We start from the raw sequence: 12824 nt of genomic DNA, 5'->3' as shown, positions 1-12824 counted from the left end.
GCAGCGAGAGCGGCCGCACATTTTTGCCGCTGTGTCAACCTTTTTTGGGAAAATATATTAAAAAATTGAGTTAGACCCTATGTTAGAATTCAACCTGGATAGGTAACTAAATGACATTGGCCGTGAACTGTAACAACTCAGGGCAAAAGTACATCGAAACACTGAATGAGGTCTTTCACGAATTTTATGTTTATGATACAATAAAACAGTGGTGGAGCAGGCGTGTGGCTGGAAGATAAAACTGGCATTGCTAAAAAGTTAAAAACTGGATATTTGAAACAGTCCATTTTCGGTTTATAGTAAGTGCATTATCATTGAAAACCGGAAGGGAGACTTTGTATGAAAACGAACAATAATACCAGAAAAATGGTGATGACGGCGCTGTTTATGGCGCTGGTATGTACAGCGACGATGGTGATCCGGATTCCGACACCGGGTACGAACGGATATATCCATCCGGGAGATGCGCTGGTGATTCTTTCGGGAATCTTTCTTGGACCGGTTCAGGGGCTCCTGGCCGCAGGAATTGGTTCTGCGCTGGCGGATTTCCTGGGCGGATATCTGCTGTACGTGCCGGCCACCTTTCTGATTAAGGGGCTGACCGCTTTTTGTTGCGGCCTTGTATTTCGGAGACTTTCAGCGACGGCCGGAAAACGGACCGCCGGTGTGGTGATCGGAGGGCTGACTGACATGGTGTTTGTAGCATGCGGGTACTGGCTCTATGAAACCTGTTTTTATGGAATGGCAGCGGCCCTGGCCAGCGTGCCGTCGAATTTGATTCAGGGCCTTGGAGGCCTTGTTCTGGCCGTCATTCTGTATCCTGTCCTGGCTGTGTGCCGCCGCTAGTACTGCATTGCGTAAATTCCTATGATATAGCACCCGCTATCTGCGCCAGGAGCACGCCCACGGAGCTAGACGTAGGGTCCACTACGCCGTCGCTTCGCGGACGCACACCTGACGCAGATATCGGGCACTATATCACAGTTATTTACACAATGCAGTACTAGTGCTCCATCCGGCCAGAAACTACAGTGACAGCACTGCCTATTTTGCCATCTGCCGCGTTGTCGTCAGTCAGCGGAGGAACCACTCCGCTTCCCTCCTCCGCCTTGCAGACTGACAAAATATCCAGCACTGTCACTGTAGTTCCTGACCGGATGGAGCACTAGATGGAGCAGGAGGAAAAGCGGCTGGAATAGCGCGGAGAAATTTCGGGAGGTTTTTTGTGGCAATTGCAAAGAAGCATAAAAGAACATTAGTCTGTGGGGACAGCACCTATTACTGGTGGGTAAAGCGGGATGATGATTATGACAGACCCGTACTGCATATCGCGTCGGAGGATAAAGGGCTGATTGTGCTCTATCCCACGGAACAGCATGGGGAGCGGCGGTATCTGGTATCCATCGGAAGAGTATTTAAGAACAGAACGACGAGCGGCTGCTGGCAGCGGTATCGGATTCCGAAACTGGGCGCCGGGAAGGAGCCTGACGCAGGCCAGGATACAGAGAAAGCCGACGAGCCGGTTATGGAAGATTTTCCTGTTACGCCTGGATTTGTGGCCAGCCTTTTGGGCTGGTGCCTCGACGACGGAGATGCAGAGAGTGTGACATGGAACGGAAGAGATATCTGGCTGTAGGGAGGAACGGTATATGGCAGTAATTCTATCGCTGCAGGGCTGTATGGCCGTGGGAAAAACCACGGCCGTTCAGTATGTAAAGGAGCGCCGTCCCGATATCTTTTTAAGCAGGGAGGACAATGGAACGGTTATTAGTGAGGTACACCGCCGAGGCCTCATAAAGAACTGTTATGAGGATTACCTGGAGATTCAGAGGCTTTGGCTGAATCATGAAGTGGAGCGGTGGAAAGCGGCAAAGGAGCATAAACTGGTACTGATGGATTTTGGCGCGGAAGAGATCGAGTTCTACACGCTGAATTACCCGAAGTCTATAGGTGAAAATTGGGATATTGAAGGACCTCTCTGCAGGGAACTGGAGGCGGTGAGACGCTGTATGCCGGACAGGATTCTGTTCCTGGACGCAGATGAGGAGACGCTGAAGGCGCGGAAAGAGGGAGATAAGAGCCGGTCCAGAGAATTTTTTGATTTTCACCGGGAGTATCTTCTTCCCCTGAAACGGGAGTGGTTCTTAAACCGTTCCGACACGGATGTACTGCGTGTGGACACCATGGACCGGGAAACGATGGGGAAAGCCGTCCTGAAATGGGCAGACGCTGCAGCGAATAAAATATAAATGCAGGAGAGTGGAATCATGGCAGTATTAAACATGCGTTACGACGGAGATGAGATACTGAGAAAGAAATGTAAAGAAGTGAAAGAGGTGGATGACCGGATCCGGGAAATCCTTAACGATATGACAGATACGCTTCATGCGACGCCTAACGGAGCTGCAATCGCAGCGAACCAGGTAGGAATTTTAAAACGCCTTGTCGTCATCGATATGGGAACCGGGCTCATGAAGCTGGTAAATCCCGTGATTGTGGAACAGACAGGGGAACAGGACTGCATCGAAGGCTGCTTAAGCTTTCCGGAGAAATACGGAAGGACCATTCGGCCCCAGACCGTAATCGTGAAGGCGCTGGATGAAAATGGAGAAGAGGTCACTCTGACCGGAATCGATGAGATGGCCAAATGTTTCTGCCACGAGCTGGATCATTTAGACGGAGTCTGCTTCGTCGATAAGGTGACGGAGTGGCTGTGACCCGTGCCAAGTCAAAAAAGCGCCGCAGGCAGCGGGCTTTTTGACCCTCGCGGCAGTCGTCAGATGGATCCGCAGGCAACGAGTCAGATGGCTCGCTAACGGGTCCATCTGACGACTGCTTGTGGGAACAAACAGACGGGAATTGGATAACTGCCTTTATGGCGGAAATGGAGGGGACGGATCGATGGAGTACCGTCAGATCAGACCGGAGGATGCCCGGGAATATGTGGAAATGATGCGGTCCCTGGATTTAGAGACCGATATGATGATGCTGGAACCGGGGGAACGGAAAATGACCCGGAGGCCGCCGCCGAATCCGCCATGCGGCATATGTGGTAGTCGGAATCCGGGCCGGATACCGCGGCCGGGGCATCGGCACAGAGATGTTCAAACGCCTGGATGCATGGGCCGTATCTCAGGAAATTACCCGCCTGGAGCTGACCGTGAGAAAGGACAATGAAGCCGCTGTCCATCTCTATGAAAAGAGCGGTTTTGTAATCGAAGGGCTCAGAAAGAATTCCATGCGTGTCGGCGGCGCCTACGCGGATGAGTATTACATGGCAAAATTTATCCCCCGGAATGAAGGGGCATAAAGCAGCACTGCACGAAGCGGCCAAACCGCTGAGTGCTCATAACAGGGAGGAACGATCATGCAATTACTATTTAAACAGCGGCTGTTTTCCTGGTTTGACAGTTACGACATCTATGACGAGAGTGGAAATACGGTCTATACGGTAAAGGGAAAATTAAGCTGGGGCCATTTGCTGGAAATCTATGACCGTTTCGATAACCATATCGGAACCGTATAGGAGAGAGTGCTCACCTTTCTGCCTAAATTTCTGATGTACATAAACGGACAGGAGATCGGAGAAATCCGCAAGGAACTGACCTTTTTAAAGCCCAAATTCACGCTGGACTGCAACGGCTGGACAGTGGACGGAGACTGGCTGGAATGGGACTATCGTGTAAAAGACAGCGCAGGCAGTCTGATCATGACGGCCAGTAAAGAATTTCTCCACTTTTCAGACACGTACGTTCTCGATATTGTAAGGGAAGAGGACGCGCTCCTCTGCCTGATGATCGTACTCGCCATTGACGCGGCGAAATGTTCCGGCGGACAGGACTGACTTATTGTAACAGGAAATGTTACGATTTATCTGCCGGATTCCCAGTGATCAGGCATCTTTAACCAGGAAGGCAGACGGGTATCCCGGCTGCCTTTTGCGGCATTTATCTGCATCTGCGTGAGGAAAAAGGCATCTCTTAAATCGGCGCCTTTAAGATCGGCATCCCGCAGGTCGGTTCCCAGAAAGCACGTTCCGAAGAGACGGCATCCCCTCAAGTCGGACGCAATGAGAAAGGAAGAAGAAAAATCCATGGCACTTAAGTCTGCCCCCTGAAAATGATATCCGAGGAAGCGCAGGGGCCCCGCGCCATTCGTCCCGGAAGTTTTACGGGAAGATTTACCGGAAGAGGCGGAGTGGCTGCGGGCAGACCGCGAAATGCCTCCCTTTTTCGAAGGAAGCTTCTGAGAAGCCGCATAATCGAGCGTCAGGCGGATCGTCTCCTTCAACAGATTGTTGGCCGCAGTGATCCTATCGCGGATCCCGTCTTCCGTGAGGTCCTGCCGGGAACCGTCTGCCAGCTTCTCTAAGCCGGTGAGCGCCGCATGGATACGGGGGCGCAGTGCGGATGCGGGGCGCAGTATTGCGGCTTCCTCCAGATACCACATGGCCTCGTGCAGCTTTAATTCAAGGAAGAAGACGCGGAACATTTCCTCCGGATCAGGAAGCTGCCGCCAGCTCTTCCCCTGAAATACGATTTCTGTGGCCGTCTGCCCCGCCCCGAAGCAGTCGTAATTGATGCATCCCTTCAGGCGGCGTCCGGACAGAGAGCTGTGAACCTCGCAGGAGAAATCTTCACATAAATGGGCGCAGGGAATCCCGGCTTCCTTATCGTCAGGGAATCCCTCCGCTTTGGAAAAATAGAGCGCCGTGCAGCACAGGCCGCAGCAGCGGGAACAGTCCGCAGCCAGACGTTCCCTCCTGTGGGAAATGAGGGCCGGGACCGGGTCTGCCCCACCGGATACCGCGTGCCGGTACGAGAAATTTTCGTGGATTGGTTCCATGTCATTTATCCTCCTGTACTTGTAACGGAAAGTATTCCATAGTATAATGCGGGTAACTGACAGCGTCAAGGCCCTGTGGGCAAGTGCTACATCAGGGGGGCCGGTGTGCCAGCCTGAAAATAATCCTGTAAAAAGGATCAGAGAAACGAAGGTGGAGAGATGAAGGAGACGAGCAATCCGGTTGTCTGGCAGTCCCGAACGTGGCTGATGGACGCGCTGGCGGCTCTGATGGAGGAAAAGAAATTCGAAGAGATCACGGTGGTGGAAATATGCAGGCGGGCGGATTTATCAAGGCGGACATTTTATAGAAATTATTCCTCAAAGGAAGATCTGTTTCGAAGCTGCTGCGAACGCCTGTGCAGGGAATATGTCCGGTATCTGGAACGGGATACCGCCTATTTTGCGGCGCATATCACAGAGGTGTATTTTTCGTTCTGGAAAGAGCATAAGACATTTCTGCAGTCTGTATGCAGGGATGATAAGATCTGCTGTCTCATCGAGGTGTCCAATACGTACTGGCCCGAAATTTACGGCCGGATGCAAGCGTACTGGAAAGAAACCATGAGCGGAGAAGAGCTGGAGTACTGTCTGTTTTTTAACATGGGAGGCTTATGGAATATTATGATGAAATGGCTTTTTGAGGAACCGGAGAGAAGCCCCTGTGAGATGGAGCGCATGATCCGAAGGTCTTTACAAAATTTACTGGCTGGCGATGCGAAATCGCCGGATAGGAGTGATGCAAAATGAAAAAATATACGAGAAAGGAACTGTTATCCATTCCAAACCTTATGGGATACTTCCGGCTTCTGATGATCCCGGTCTTTGTATATCTCTATCTCCATGCGGAGACGGACCGCGGCTATTACGCCGCGGCGGCTGTCATGGGAATATCGTCCATCACGGATATGTTTGACGGACTGGTTGCCCGAAAATTCAATATGATCACGGAATTCGGCAAATTTCTGGACCCGTTTGCCGATAAGATGACGCACGGGGCCATTCTCTTATGCCTGTGGACCCGCTATCCTTATATGGCGGTTCTGGTGGTACTCTTTGTCGTCAAGGAGGGATTCATGGCAGTTATGGGCTTGGTGAAGCTGAGAGAGGGCAAGAAGCTTGACGGCGCCATGTGGTTTGGAAAAGTGTGCACGGCGCTGCTGTTTGTCGTCATGTTTGTGCTCATTCTCGTGCCACATATCCCGGCCGCGGCGGCGAATGCACTGATTGCTGTCTGCGCCGTGGTCATGGCCGCGACACTTATCCTGTACATACCCGTGTTTCGAAAAATGTGACACGCTCTGGTATTCGCGCCGGGAGGCACTAGTGCTCAAAGCCATGCACCCAGCTGCCCTTCAGGAAATAACGGAGAAAGACGACCGAGCTTAAGAACCAGGTCAGCGGATAGGCCCAGAATACCACGCGGATATCCGGAACAAAGTGAACGGTTACGGTGATGTACGTCACCCGGATGATGCACCAGCAGACCATCATAACCAGCATGGGAACCGTGGATTTTCCGGCGCCGCGGAGAATTCCCGCGATACAGTGGGAAAATGCCAGAAGAAAATAGAACAGAGTCACTGTGCGGGCCTGGGCCGTTCCATTTATGATAACCTGCGGATCATTGTTAAAGGCGGAGATGAGCAGGGGCGAGAAGGCATAGATGAAAATGCCGACGAGCTCTGCAGTGATGATGGAGCAGAGAATGCCAAAGCTGGCTCCCTTTTTCGCCCGCTCATACTGTCCGGCGCCGAGATTCTGGCTCACGAACGTGGTCAGGGCCATGGCAAAGCAGGTGATCGGCAGGAATCCGAAGCCTTCGATCTTCGAATAGGCGCCGCATCCCGCCATCGCCATTTTCCCGAAACGGTTGATATTGGACTGGACTACCACGTTAGCCAGAGAAATAACGGAGTTCTGAAAACCGGCCGGGAGACCGTTTGCGATGATCTGCCGCAGGAGTCCTGTGTCAAACCGGATTTTCTTTAAGCAGACCCGGTATTCCTCCGGACTTCTCATGAGACGGCGCAGACAGAGAAACGCGCTGACAAACTGGGAGATAATGGTGGCAAACGCCGCTGCCCCTACTCCAAAGTGAAAGATCCCCACCAGCACAAGATCCAGCACGATGTTGATGAGAGACGATATAATGAGATAGACCAGCGGATGGCGGCTGTCACCCACGGATTGCAGGATGCCGACAAACACGTTGTACATGACGAAGGACAGTGAGCCTGCAAAATACGTTCGGAAATAGACGGTGGATTCCGGAAGTACATCGGCCGGAGTTCCCATCCACACCAGAATAATCGGCGCCAGTACCACACCGATCACGGTCAGCACAACCCCTGCGGCAAGGCCGAAGGCAATGGTGGTGTGAACGGCCTTCTGCACGTCACCGTGCCGCCCGGCGCCGTAATACCGGGCGATGACCACACCGGCTCCAATTGCGATCCCATTGAAGAAACCTACCATGAGGAAGATTAAGTTGCCGGAAGAACTGACGGCAGCGAGGGCATTGCTCCCCAGAAAATTGCCGACAATCAGTGAATCCGCTGTATTGTAAAGCTGTTGAAAAAGGTTCCCGAGAAATAAGGGAACAGCAAATGCGATAATTTTTTTCCAGATGGACCCCTCTGTCATCAGGGTCGAAGACGTGCTTTTTTCCATAGTAAATCCGCTCCGTAGTCATTGATCAATGTTTTGTATCAGTAGTGCGCAAGGGCGCCATCCTTTATTCTACTACAGAAACAGCGGGAATGGAATCAGTATTTTAGCGGTTTCTATCCACATACAGAATAATCACAGGCTAATCTTTCCAGTTCTGAACCACTTCCTCAACAAGCTGTCCGGCCGTATCGCGGTTAAAGGGCATGACCCGGCCGTGGTATGGAAAATATACGAGATTTGACCAGAGCACCTCATAGCCGCCTTTCTCATACTCCCCGGCCGTCGGTAAGTAGCTGTTACAGCCATTGGTATAGCCGTTTAAAAAGAGCAGCGGCGTTCCGGCAGCCTCCATGGCGTCAATGGAAATCCTGCACATGGCTTCATTGGCAATCCCGCACAGACAGCCGTCATTGAGGGAAAAGTACTGTATTTCCACCTCTGAAAACTGTTGTGAAATACCCTCGCCGTTAAGGCGTTTCACTTCCCGGAGCCAGTCGGTTCCATCGATGCCGGCCTCCATAAGCGCCTCATCGGCAATCCGCTCCGCCTGTGCCAGGGAGGGAACATCCGCTGTAAAATGGCTGAAAACCGACTTCATGGTCAGATGAGTGACAGGCTCCGCTTCCATTGTGGGAAGAACGGCTGACACGGCCTGGCAGATAGCCTCTGCCGTCTGCTCCAGGGCCTTTTGGCTCTGAAGCCGGTATATTTTCTGATACTCTTCTGAAAATCCCTTCGCCGCCGCCTCGAAGCCGTGAATCTCCAGATACTCTGTGTTTTCCTGATGAAACCGAGGCCGTACGTCTCCGGAGGCGCCCTGCATCATCATGATTTTGCAGCCGAAGCGCGCTTCCAACTGCTCTCTTGTAATGCCAAAGTAGTCGGCTGATATGAGATAATTGTCGCTGGAGAGAATGTTGGCATGGGCAGTGACCCGCAGCAGCAGCACCCTGTGAGATTCGTTTTCCGGTGCGGTGACAGACAGGATTCCAAGCCGGTTGTCGAAGTCGGTGGAATCCGTTCTGCGGTTCAATCCCACAGTATTTTTTCCGATGCCCCATGAAGCCAAGGCAGGAGACAGACTGCTCAGAGCGTCTTTTACGGCACTCTGCGCCCTGCGGCATACGAAATCAAAGTATTCAGGCTCCTCTGCGGCGTTCGGGGCGGAATGTGTATGAGAAAATGCAGTCATGACGTGATCGGTTCCCGTATGAAGCAGGTCCGCAATGAGGCCCCGCAGGGCATTGGCCAAATGGACGGTAAAACCAAGGCTGTCCAGGGTAATAAGACAGGCCGTTTCTTCCCCGTATTCCCAGACCATTGTCTGGAGCTTCAAGGGGTCGCGGATGCCCTTTGAGTGATTGTCCGGACGGAAAAATCCGACCAGTTCAACAACAGTATCAGGTGTGATATCGGCTTCCCCATATCCCATCCGCGCAGTCTCGTAAGTGTTCATCTGTAACAACCTCTTTTCTTTCTGTTTTTTTCTTTCTATCCTTCCTGTTAAGGATACCCGAAATTCCGTGAAATCTCAATCTACCAGTCGCTTCTGTACTGTTTTGTACAAAAAAAGAAGGACTGTTTTCCGCAGTCCTTCCATGATTGTCACGGTGACTCGTGCGCAGAGCGTGCGAGTAATCGTTATTTCTGATAAATGATTTTCCGTATGGCATGTATAGAGAGGCAGTACTGGTCCGCCAGCGTCTCCATGGACACTCCATTCTGCCATGCATCAAGGATATCTTTGTTGCGTTTCCTCAGTTCCTCCCGGCCTCCGTTCCGTTCGCCCCAGGCCCTGTGCTGGTCTTCCCTGGCCGGAACATAAAGATATCCGGACTGAACGTAATTCTGCAGCTCTTCCACCAGCGAGGCGGGAAGAACCGCGGCCGCATTGATATATTTCATAGCGCTTCACTCCCTGTTTTTTATTGTCAGGCAGCAAAGCCGTACTTGATCAGCGACTGCAGCTACTCCATGCAAATGTCGCTGATTCTGCCGGCTTTGCATGGAGCAATACATCGTTGTTTTTCTTTTTGTTTCTGCACATGATTCTCACCCTTTTCAGAAAACTGCTGTGTTTCCTGCCGAAACACACCTTTAAGACCATTTTAAGATGCGCGCTTAGCTTAAAGATGCTTCGCTAAGTGTTACCAGTATATCATTTTAAAAGGGGATATACAAGCGGCGAATGGGTCTTGGAAGTGCGGTATTAAGCATGAAATGCAAAGAAAATAGAGGGGAAGAAAAAACTTTATGCCTTTTCTTTTAACACTTTTTCTTGTATAATAAACATTACTGTTGCATTAACATGTAATGTAATGACATACTTCCGATTCGCTGCTTGCGCAGTGGTATGAATGAAGTGAAAGATAGAACCCGAGAAGATATCACCATCAAATTTGGTGGTGTTAATTGAAGGGCTGAAAGGTCGATAAATTTGACTTTCAGCGTTACTTCTGTTTTTTTAGAACAAGGAGGAAAAATTTATGTCGAAGGCCGAAGCTGCAAAGAAATTATATGAGGAATGTAAGGATATGGATATAGACGAAACTATGGAGTTGGTTTTAAATGCAGAGACAGAAGAAGAGCAGGTTTTTTTTCTATGTTAAGTGATTTTATTTTGCAGAGAAAGCAAAAGAAAGTAATAGCTCAAAAGAGGTTCTAAATGAAAAAATACATTTTATATGCTGGTGTAAACGGGACAGGGAAATCAACTTTAAACAGGACTACACACTATCAGGATACTGAGTAAAAAGGTATGGAGAATATTTCTTCCATACCTTTATTTTCTTTCACTTATATGACAAATGTTGTAGCGTAAATATTAAGGAAAATGAAAGACATGGGAAAATAATATCTGGTAAAATAGAGCCAGAAAAGGAAGGACACAGAAATGTATGTAAATTATGGCTATTATATCATACGTCCCTGCCGGTGCCCGGAATTTCTAAAGGATTTTTCCGAATGGATTCTGACTGCCAGCGGCTGCATCTGTGATGCGGAGCCGCAGCCATTTTCCTGCATGACCAGTGATGAAAGGCAAAAAGAGAAATACCGGAAACGGCTTGGGATGGAGAAACAGGAATTTATAGATTTTTCAGAAGAAACCCTGCGTCTGTTCGGGGAGGACCGGCTGGATACAGACAGCCGGTTCCTGTTCAAACAGGACGCAGAAGACATATACAGGCGTTATTTTTATAATCGGAGGGGCGTGGATCCGGGATACCGCCTGATCGGGATTGCGCTGGAAGAGGCACTCCTGCCGTCTCTGGAGGACAGGATAATCCAAAAGAAAGAAGTGACTGGAACCGAAGAACGTCGATTCCTTGGCTTTGATCTTCTTGGCTGGGATATCTCAGGTTTCCACACGTACCTGTGCAATTCCCTTCAGGAAGAATTGATGAAACGGTTCGAATTGAAACCGGGAAGATTTGGACTCTTAGAGAATTCGAAAGAAGAAGTGGAAGCATTTGCAGATGCCATTCAGAACAGAGGAGAGCCGGTGGAGTGGCTGCCGTTCGCGGTCTATGATGATACGCCGGCTGCGGCAGAAGGGAGTGAGATACATGGCAAAATTTGAAGCTGACTTAACTGGGAATCTGGACCATTTTAAAAAATACTTAAAAAATGAAATTTTAAACGGCAGTATATCCGCATCGTTCGAAGACGAGCATGAGGAGGAGATTAACGGTGTGCGGTGCTGTACAATGGTATATGAGAGGTACAGCTATATGGGAGGCAACCGCGTCAGTTTGAATGTGACGATTCTGGGATATGAAGGGGAACTCAGGCTGACTGCCATCACATCCGGTGGAAGCCAGGCCATGTTCTTTAAGCTCAATACATTCGGAGAGGAAGCCTTTTTAGAGAAGCTGGAAGAGGCTGTGAAGGCCTATAAGTGCAGACACACGCGAATGATAAGCAGCTTATAACCGATTTATAACCGTGTGAGAAGGGGATTTGGGATGGACAGAAATATATATGTGACCAGCTATACAGAGAGAAATGCGCTGCAGAAACAGTATGGATTGGAACATGAGACCTTTGTGAATGATACGATCGGTTACGACGGCAGCGTATGGCTTCTGTTTGCCCGTTCGGTGCCGGAACGGATCAACGGGATGTTTGTAGATACTGAGGCGAATACGGACTACCATGCGCTGTGCCTCTGGGTAAACTGGACGGATGGGACGCTGCTGGGGGGAGAGATGTATCCGCTGGGGTTTCATGAGATGAATTTTCATCACGTCATGCCTCTGGGCGAAGATATTCTTCTGGTAGGCGCCCGGTGCAGGAAATATAAAGATGGGACAGCGGAGAATAACGGAGTTCTCTTAAAAAAGGATGGCACAAAGCTGGCAGAGATGTGCCTGGGTGACGGAATCGAGAGCTGTATCGTGACGGAAGACGGCCGCATCATTACCGGATACTTCGACGAGGGCGTGTTCGGAAATTTTGGCTGGGACCAGCCGGTGGGCGCATGCGGTCTGATCGTATGGGATGCCCGGGGACAGCGGTTGTGGGAAAATAAAAAATATCCGATCTATGACTGCTATGCGATGAATGTGGATGAACAGGGCGCGCTGTGGTTCTATTATTACGACGAGTTTCATCTGGTGAAGACTGATTTTAAGAGGGATGTCATCTACCGCCCGAAGGCGGAAGGATGTTCCGAGTTCCTGATCAACCGGAGTCATACGGCTCTTATCATGGATGGCGGATATGGCAGGCATTCCCAGTTTTACCGGTATGAGATAAAAGGGGAACAGTTGGGCAGCCGGGCGCCGGCAGATGTGATTTTCAGGGAGAAGCCGCTCTTACTTTCCAGTTACCGGTTCCGCGGTGCAAAGGCCGTGTTGACGGACTCTGATGGACGGATGTTTTTTACTGAGGTGATCTAGATGAAAAAGTGTGGAAATAGTTTGAGGATCCTGTTTCTCTGTATCGCTGGTGTATTTTGTTGGATGCTTTTTACTTCGGAGGAAGCAGGACAGAGATATTTTTGCGGTATGGTGCTGGAGATTTCGGACCAGTATTTTCTGGTGGAGCCGGATGAAGGGGAAGAAGAACGGAAATCAGCGGACCGCATTACCGTGCCGACGAATGTCATATCCGCAGAGGGCGTGCCCGAGGTGAGGGTGGGAGATGAGATCCGAATCGTCTATGACGGCGAGATCATGGAATCGTATCCGGCCCGTTTGAGTACGGTGTTTGCCATTTACCGCGCGGACGAGTGACGAAGGACTGTACTGCATGGCGCCGGCGTCCATACTGCGCGGCTTTACGAACGCGATACGAAAAAGCCCTGT

General features: G+C 50.4%; 17 protein-coding genes and 1 pseudogene. 13 read left to right on the top strand and 5 right to left on the bottom strand.

Features of this window, described 5'->3' with window-relative positions; translation table 11 throughout:
• Window positions 1-339: 339 nt before the first annotated feature.
• Entirely contained in the window at window positions 340-846 is a 507-nt protein-coding gene (locus H8S75_RS10540; RefSeq protein WP_117630190.1) for an ECF transporter S component, read from the top strand.
• Window positions 847-1003: 157 nt separating this feature from the next.
• Here H8S75_RS10540 and H8S75_RS10535 read toward each other — a convergent pair whose 3' ends face one another.
• A complete protein-coding gene (locus H8S75_RS10535; protein WP_187021344.1) occupies window positions 1004-1141 on the bottom strand; it encodes a hypothetical protein in 138 nt (45 codons plus the stop codon).
• An 84-nt stretch (window positions 1142-1225) separates the two neighbouring features.
• Here H8S75_RS10535 and H8S75_RS10530 point away from each other — a divergent pair, with 84 nt between their 5' ends.
• The 5 genes and pseudogenes from H8S75_RS10530 (at window position 1226) to H8S75_RS10510 (ending at window position 3844) form a co-directional block, all read left to right on the top strand.
• Window positions 1226-1636, top strand: a complete 411-nt coding sequence (locus tag H8S75_RS10530) for a hypothetical protein (RefSeq protein ID WP_187021342.1) — start codon at window positions 1226-1228, stop codon at window positions 1634-1636.
• A gap of 13 nt (window positions 1637-1649) precedes the next feature.
• Window positions 1650-2249, top strand: coding sequence for an AAA family ATPase (locus tag H8S75_RS10525; RefSeq protein WP_025531709.1), 600 nt, complete (start codon window positions 1650-1652; stop codon window positions 2247-2249).
• An 18-nt stretch (window positions 2250-2267) separates the two neighbouring features.
• Complete coding sequence (gene def, locus H8S75_RS10520) at window positions 2268-2717, top strand: peptide deformylase (RefSeq protein ID WP_022030196.1); 450 nt, start codon at window positions 2268-2270, stop codon at window positions 2715-2717.
• A 332-nt stretch (window positions 2718-3049) separates the two neighbouring features.
• Window positions 3050-3310 carry a GNAT family N-acetyltransferase gene (locus H8S75_RS33340; protein ID WP_349768901.1) on the top strand — a complete coding sequence of 87 codons (261 nt, stop codon included), beginning with the start codon at window positions 3050-3052 and terminating at the stop codon, window positions 3308-3310.
• 57 nt (window positions 3311-3367) lie between these two features.
• Window positions 3368-3844, top strand: a pseudogene (locus tag H8S75_RS10510) (LURP-one-related/scramblase family protein).
• Between the two features lie 26 nt (window positions 3845-3870).
• Here H8S75_RS10510 and H8S75_RS10505 read toward each other — a convergent pair.
• A complete protein-coding gene (locus H8S75_RS10505) occupies window positions 3871-4845 on the bottom strand; it encodes a pentapeptide repeat-containing protein (RefSeq protein ID WP_187021340.1) in 975 nt (324 codons plus the stop codon).
• A gap of 159 nt (window positions 4846-5004) precedes the next feature.
• On the opposite strand from H8S75_RS10505, the gene H8S75_RS10500 reads away from it, so the two are divergent.
• Both H8S75_RS10500 and H8S75_RS10495 read left to right on the top strand, forming a co-directional pair.
• Window positions 5005-5592: a TetR/AcrR family transcriptional regulator gene (locus H8S75_RS10500; RefSeq protein WP_187021338.1), complete on the top strand. Its 588-nt coding sequence runs from the start codon at window positions 5005-5007 to the stop codon at window positions 5590-5592.
• Entirely contained in the window at window positions 5589-6137 is a 549-nt protein-coding gene (locus H8S75_RS10495) for a CDP-alcohol phosphatidyltransferase family protein (protein ID WP_002600400.1), read from the top strand. Before H8S75_RS10500 ends, H8S75_RS10495 begins: the two co-directional genes overlap by 4 nt.
• A gap of 28 nt (window positions 6138-6165) precedes the next feature.
• On the opposite strand, the gene H8S75_RS10490 is transcribed toward H8S75_RS10495, so the two are convergent.
• The 3 genes from H8S75_RS10490 to H8S75_RS10480 all read right to left on the bottom strand — a co-directional run bounded on the left by H8S75_RS10490 (window position 6166) and on the right by H8S75_RS10480 (window position 9420).
• The gene (locus tag H8S75_RS10490; protein ID WP_187021336.1) at window positions 6166-7515 is read right to left on the bottom strand and encodes an MATE family efflux transporter; all 1350 of its coding nucleotides are present in this window, start codon (window positions 7513-7515) and stop codon (window positions 6166-6168) included.
• Between the two features lie 139 nt (window positions 7516-7654).
• On the bottom strand, window positions 7655-8971 hold the full coding sequence (locus H8S75_RS10485) for a hypothetical protein (protein WP_187021334.1): 1317 nt from the start codon (window positions 8969-8971) through the stop codon (window positions 7655-7657).
• A gap of 185 nt (window positions 8972-9156) precedes the next feature.
• Window positions 9157-9420 carry a CD3324 family protein gene (locus H8S75_RS10480; protein ID WP_002600397.1) on the bottom strand — a complete coding sequence of 88 codons (264 nt, stop codon included), beginning with the start codon at window positions 9418-9420 and terminating at the stop codon, window positions 9157-9159.
• A 581-nt stretch (window positions 9421-10001) separates the two neighbouring features.
• Between H8S75_RS10480 and H8S75_RS33075 the strand changes: the two genes are divergently transcribed.
• From H8S75_RS33075 to H8S75_RS10460, 5 genes are all read left to right on the top strand, one after another.
• Complete coding sequence (locus tag H8S75_RS33075; RefSeq protein WP_279288655.1) at window positions 10002-10124, top strand: hypothetical protein; 123 nt, start codon at window positions 10002-10004, stop codon at window positions 10122-10124.
• A 284-nt stretch (window positions 10125-10408) separates the two neighbouring features.
• Window positions 10409-11095 carry a hypothetical protein gene (locus H8S75_RS10475; RefSeq protein WP_187021332.1) on the top strand — a complete coding sequence of 229 codons (687 nt, stop codon included), beginning with the start codon at window positions 10409-10411 and terminating at the stop codon, window positions 11093-11095.
• On the top strand, window positions 11082-11447 hold the full coding sequence (locus tag H8S75_RS10470) for a DUF6054 family protein (RefSeq protein WP_187021330.1): 366 nt from the start codon (window positions 11082-11084) through the stop codon (window positions 11445-11447). The genes H8S75_RS10475 and H8S75_RS10470 overlap by 14 nt, the downstream gene beginning before the upstream one ends.
• 33 nt (window positions 11448-11480) lie before the next feature.
• Window positions 11481-12416, top strand: coding sequence for a hypothetical protein (locus tag H8S75_RS10465; protein WP_187021328.1), 936 nt, complete (start codon window positions 11481-11483; stop codon window positions 12414-12416).
• Window positions 12417-12752 carry a DUF3221 domain-containing protein gene (locus H8S75_RS10460; protein ID WP_187021326.1) on the top strand — a complete coding sequence of 112 codons (336 nt, stop codon included), beginning with the start codon at window positions 12417-12419 and terminating at the stop codon, window positions 12750-12752.
• The last annotated feature ends 72 nt before the right edge of the window (window positions 12753-12824 follow it).

Source organism: Hungatella hominis, assembly GCF_014288005.1.
Lineage (GTDB): Bacteria > Bacillota > Clostridia > Lachnospirales > Lachnospiraceae > Hungatella > Hungatella effluvii.
This window is presented reverse-complemented; position numbering and strand designations above follow the sequence as displayed.

Bases quoted from the DNA above. Each gene is read 5' to 3' on its own strand.
- H8S75_RS10540 (WP_117630190.1), top strand. From the start codon at position 340: ATGAAAACGAACAATAATACCAGAAAAATGGTGATGACGGCGCTGTTT.
- H8S75_RS10525 (WP_025531709.1), top strand. From the start codon at position 1,650: ATGGCAGTAATTCTATCGCTGCAGGGCTGTATGGCCGTGGGAAAAACC.
- def (WP_022030196.1), top strand. From the start codon at position 2,268: ATGGCAGTATTAAACATGCGTTACGACGGAGATGAGATACTGAGAAAG.
- H8S75_RS10505 (WP_187021340.1), bottom strand. From the start codon at position 4,845: ATGGAACCAATCCACGAAAATTTCTCGTACCGGCACGCGGTATCCGGT.
- H8S75_RS10500 (WP_187021338.1), top strand. From the start codon at position 5,005: ATGAAGGAGACGAGCAATCCGGTTGTCTGGCAGTCCCGAACGTGGCTG.
- H8S75_RS10495 (WP_002600400.1), top strand. From the start codon at position 5,589: ATGAAAAAATATACGAGAAAGGAACTGTTATCCATTCCAAACCTTATG.
- H8S75_RS10490 (WP_187021336.1), bottom strand. From the start codon at position 7,515: ATGGAAAAAAGCACGTCTTCGACCCTGATGACAGAGGGGTCCATCTGG.
- H8S75_RS10485 (WP_187021334.1), bottom strand. From the start codon at position 8,971: ATGAACACTTACGAGACTGCGCGGATGGGATATGGGGAAGCCGATATC.
- H8S75_RS10480 (WP_002600397.1), bottom strand. From the start codon at position 9,420: ATGAAATATATCAATGCGGCCGCGGTTCTTCCCGCCTCGCTGGTGGAA.
- H8S75_RS33075 (WP_279288655.1), top strand. From the start codon at position 10,002: ATGTCGAAGGCCGAAGCTGCAAAGAAATTATATGAGGAATGTAAGGAT.
- H8S75_RS10475 (WP_187021332.1), top strand. From the start codon at position 10,409: ATGTATGTAAATTATGGCTATTATATCATACGTCCCTGCCGGTGCCCG.
- H8S75_RS10470 (WP_187021330.1), top strand. From the start codon at position 11,082: ATGGCAAAATTTGAAGCTGACTTAACTGGGAATCTGGACCATTTTAAA.
- H8S75_RS10465 (WP_187021328.1), top strand. From the start codon at position 11,481: ATGGACAGAAATATATATGTGACCAGCTATACAGAGAGAAATGCGCTG.
- H8S75_RS10460 (WP_187021326.1), top strand. From the start codon at position 12,417: ATGAAAAAGTGTGGAAATAGTTTGAGGATCCTGTTTCTCTGTATCGCT.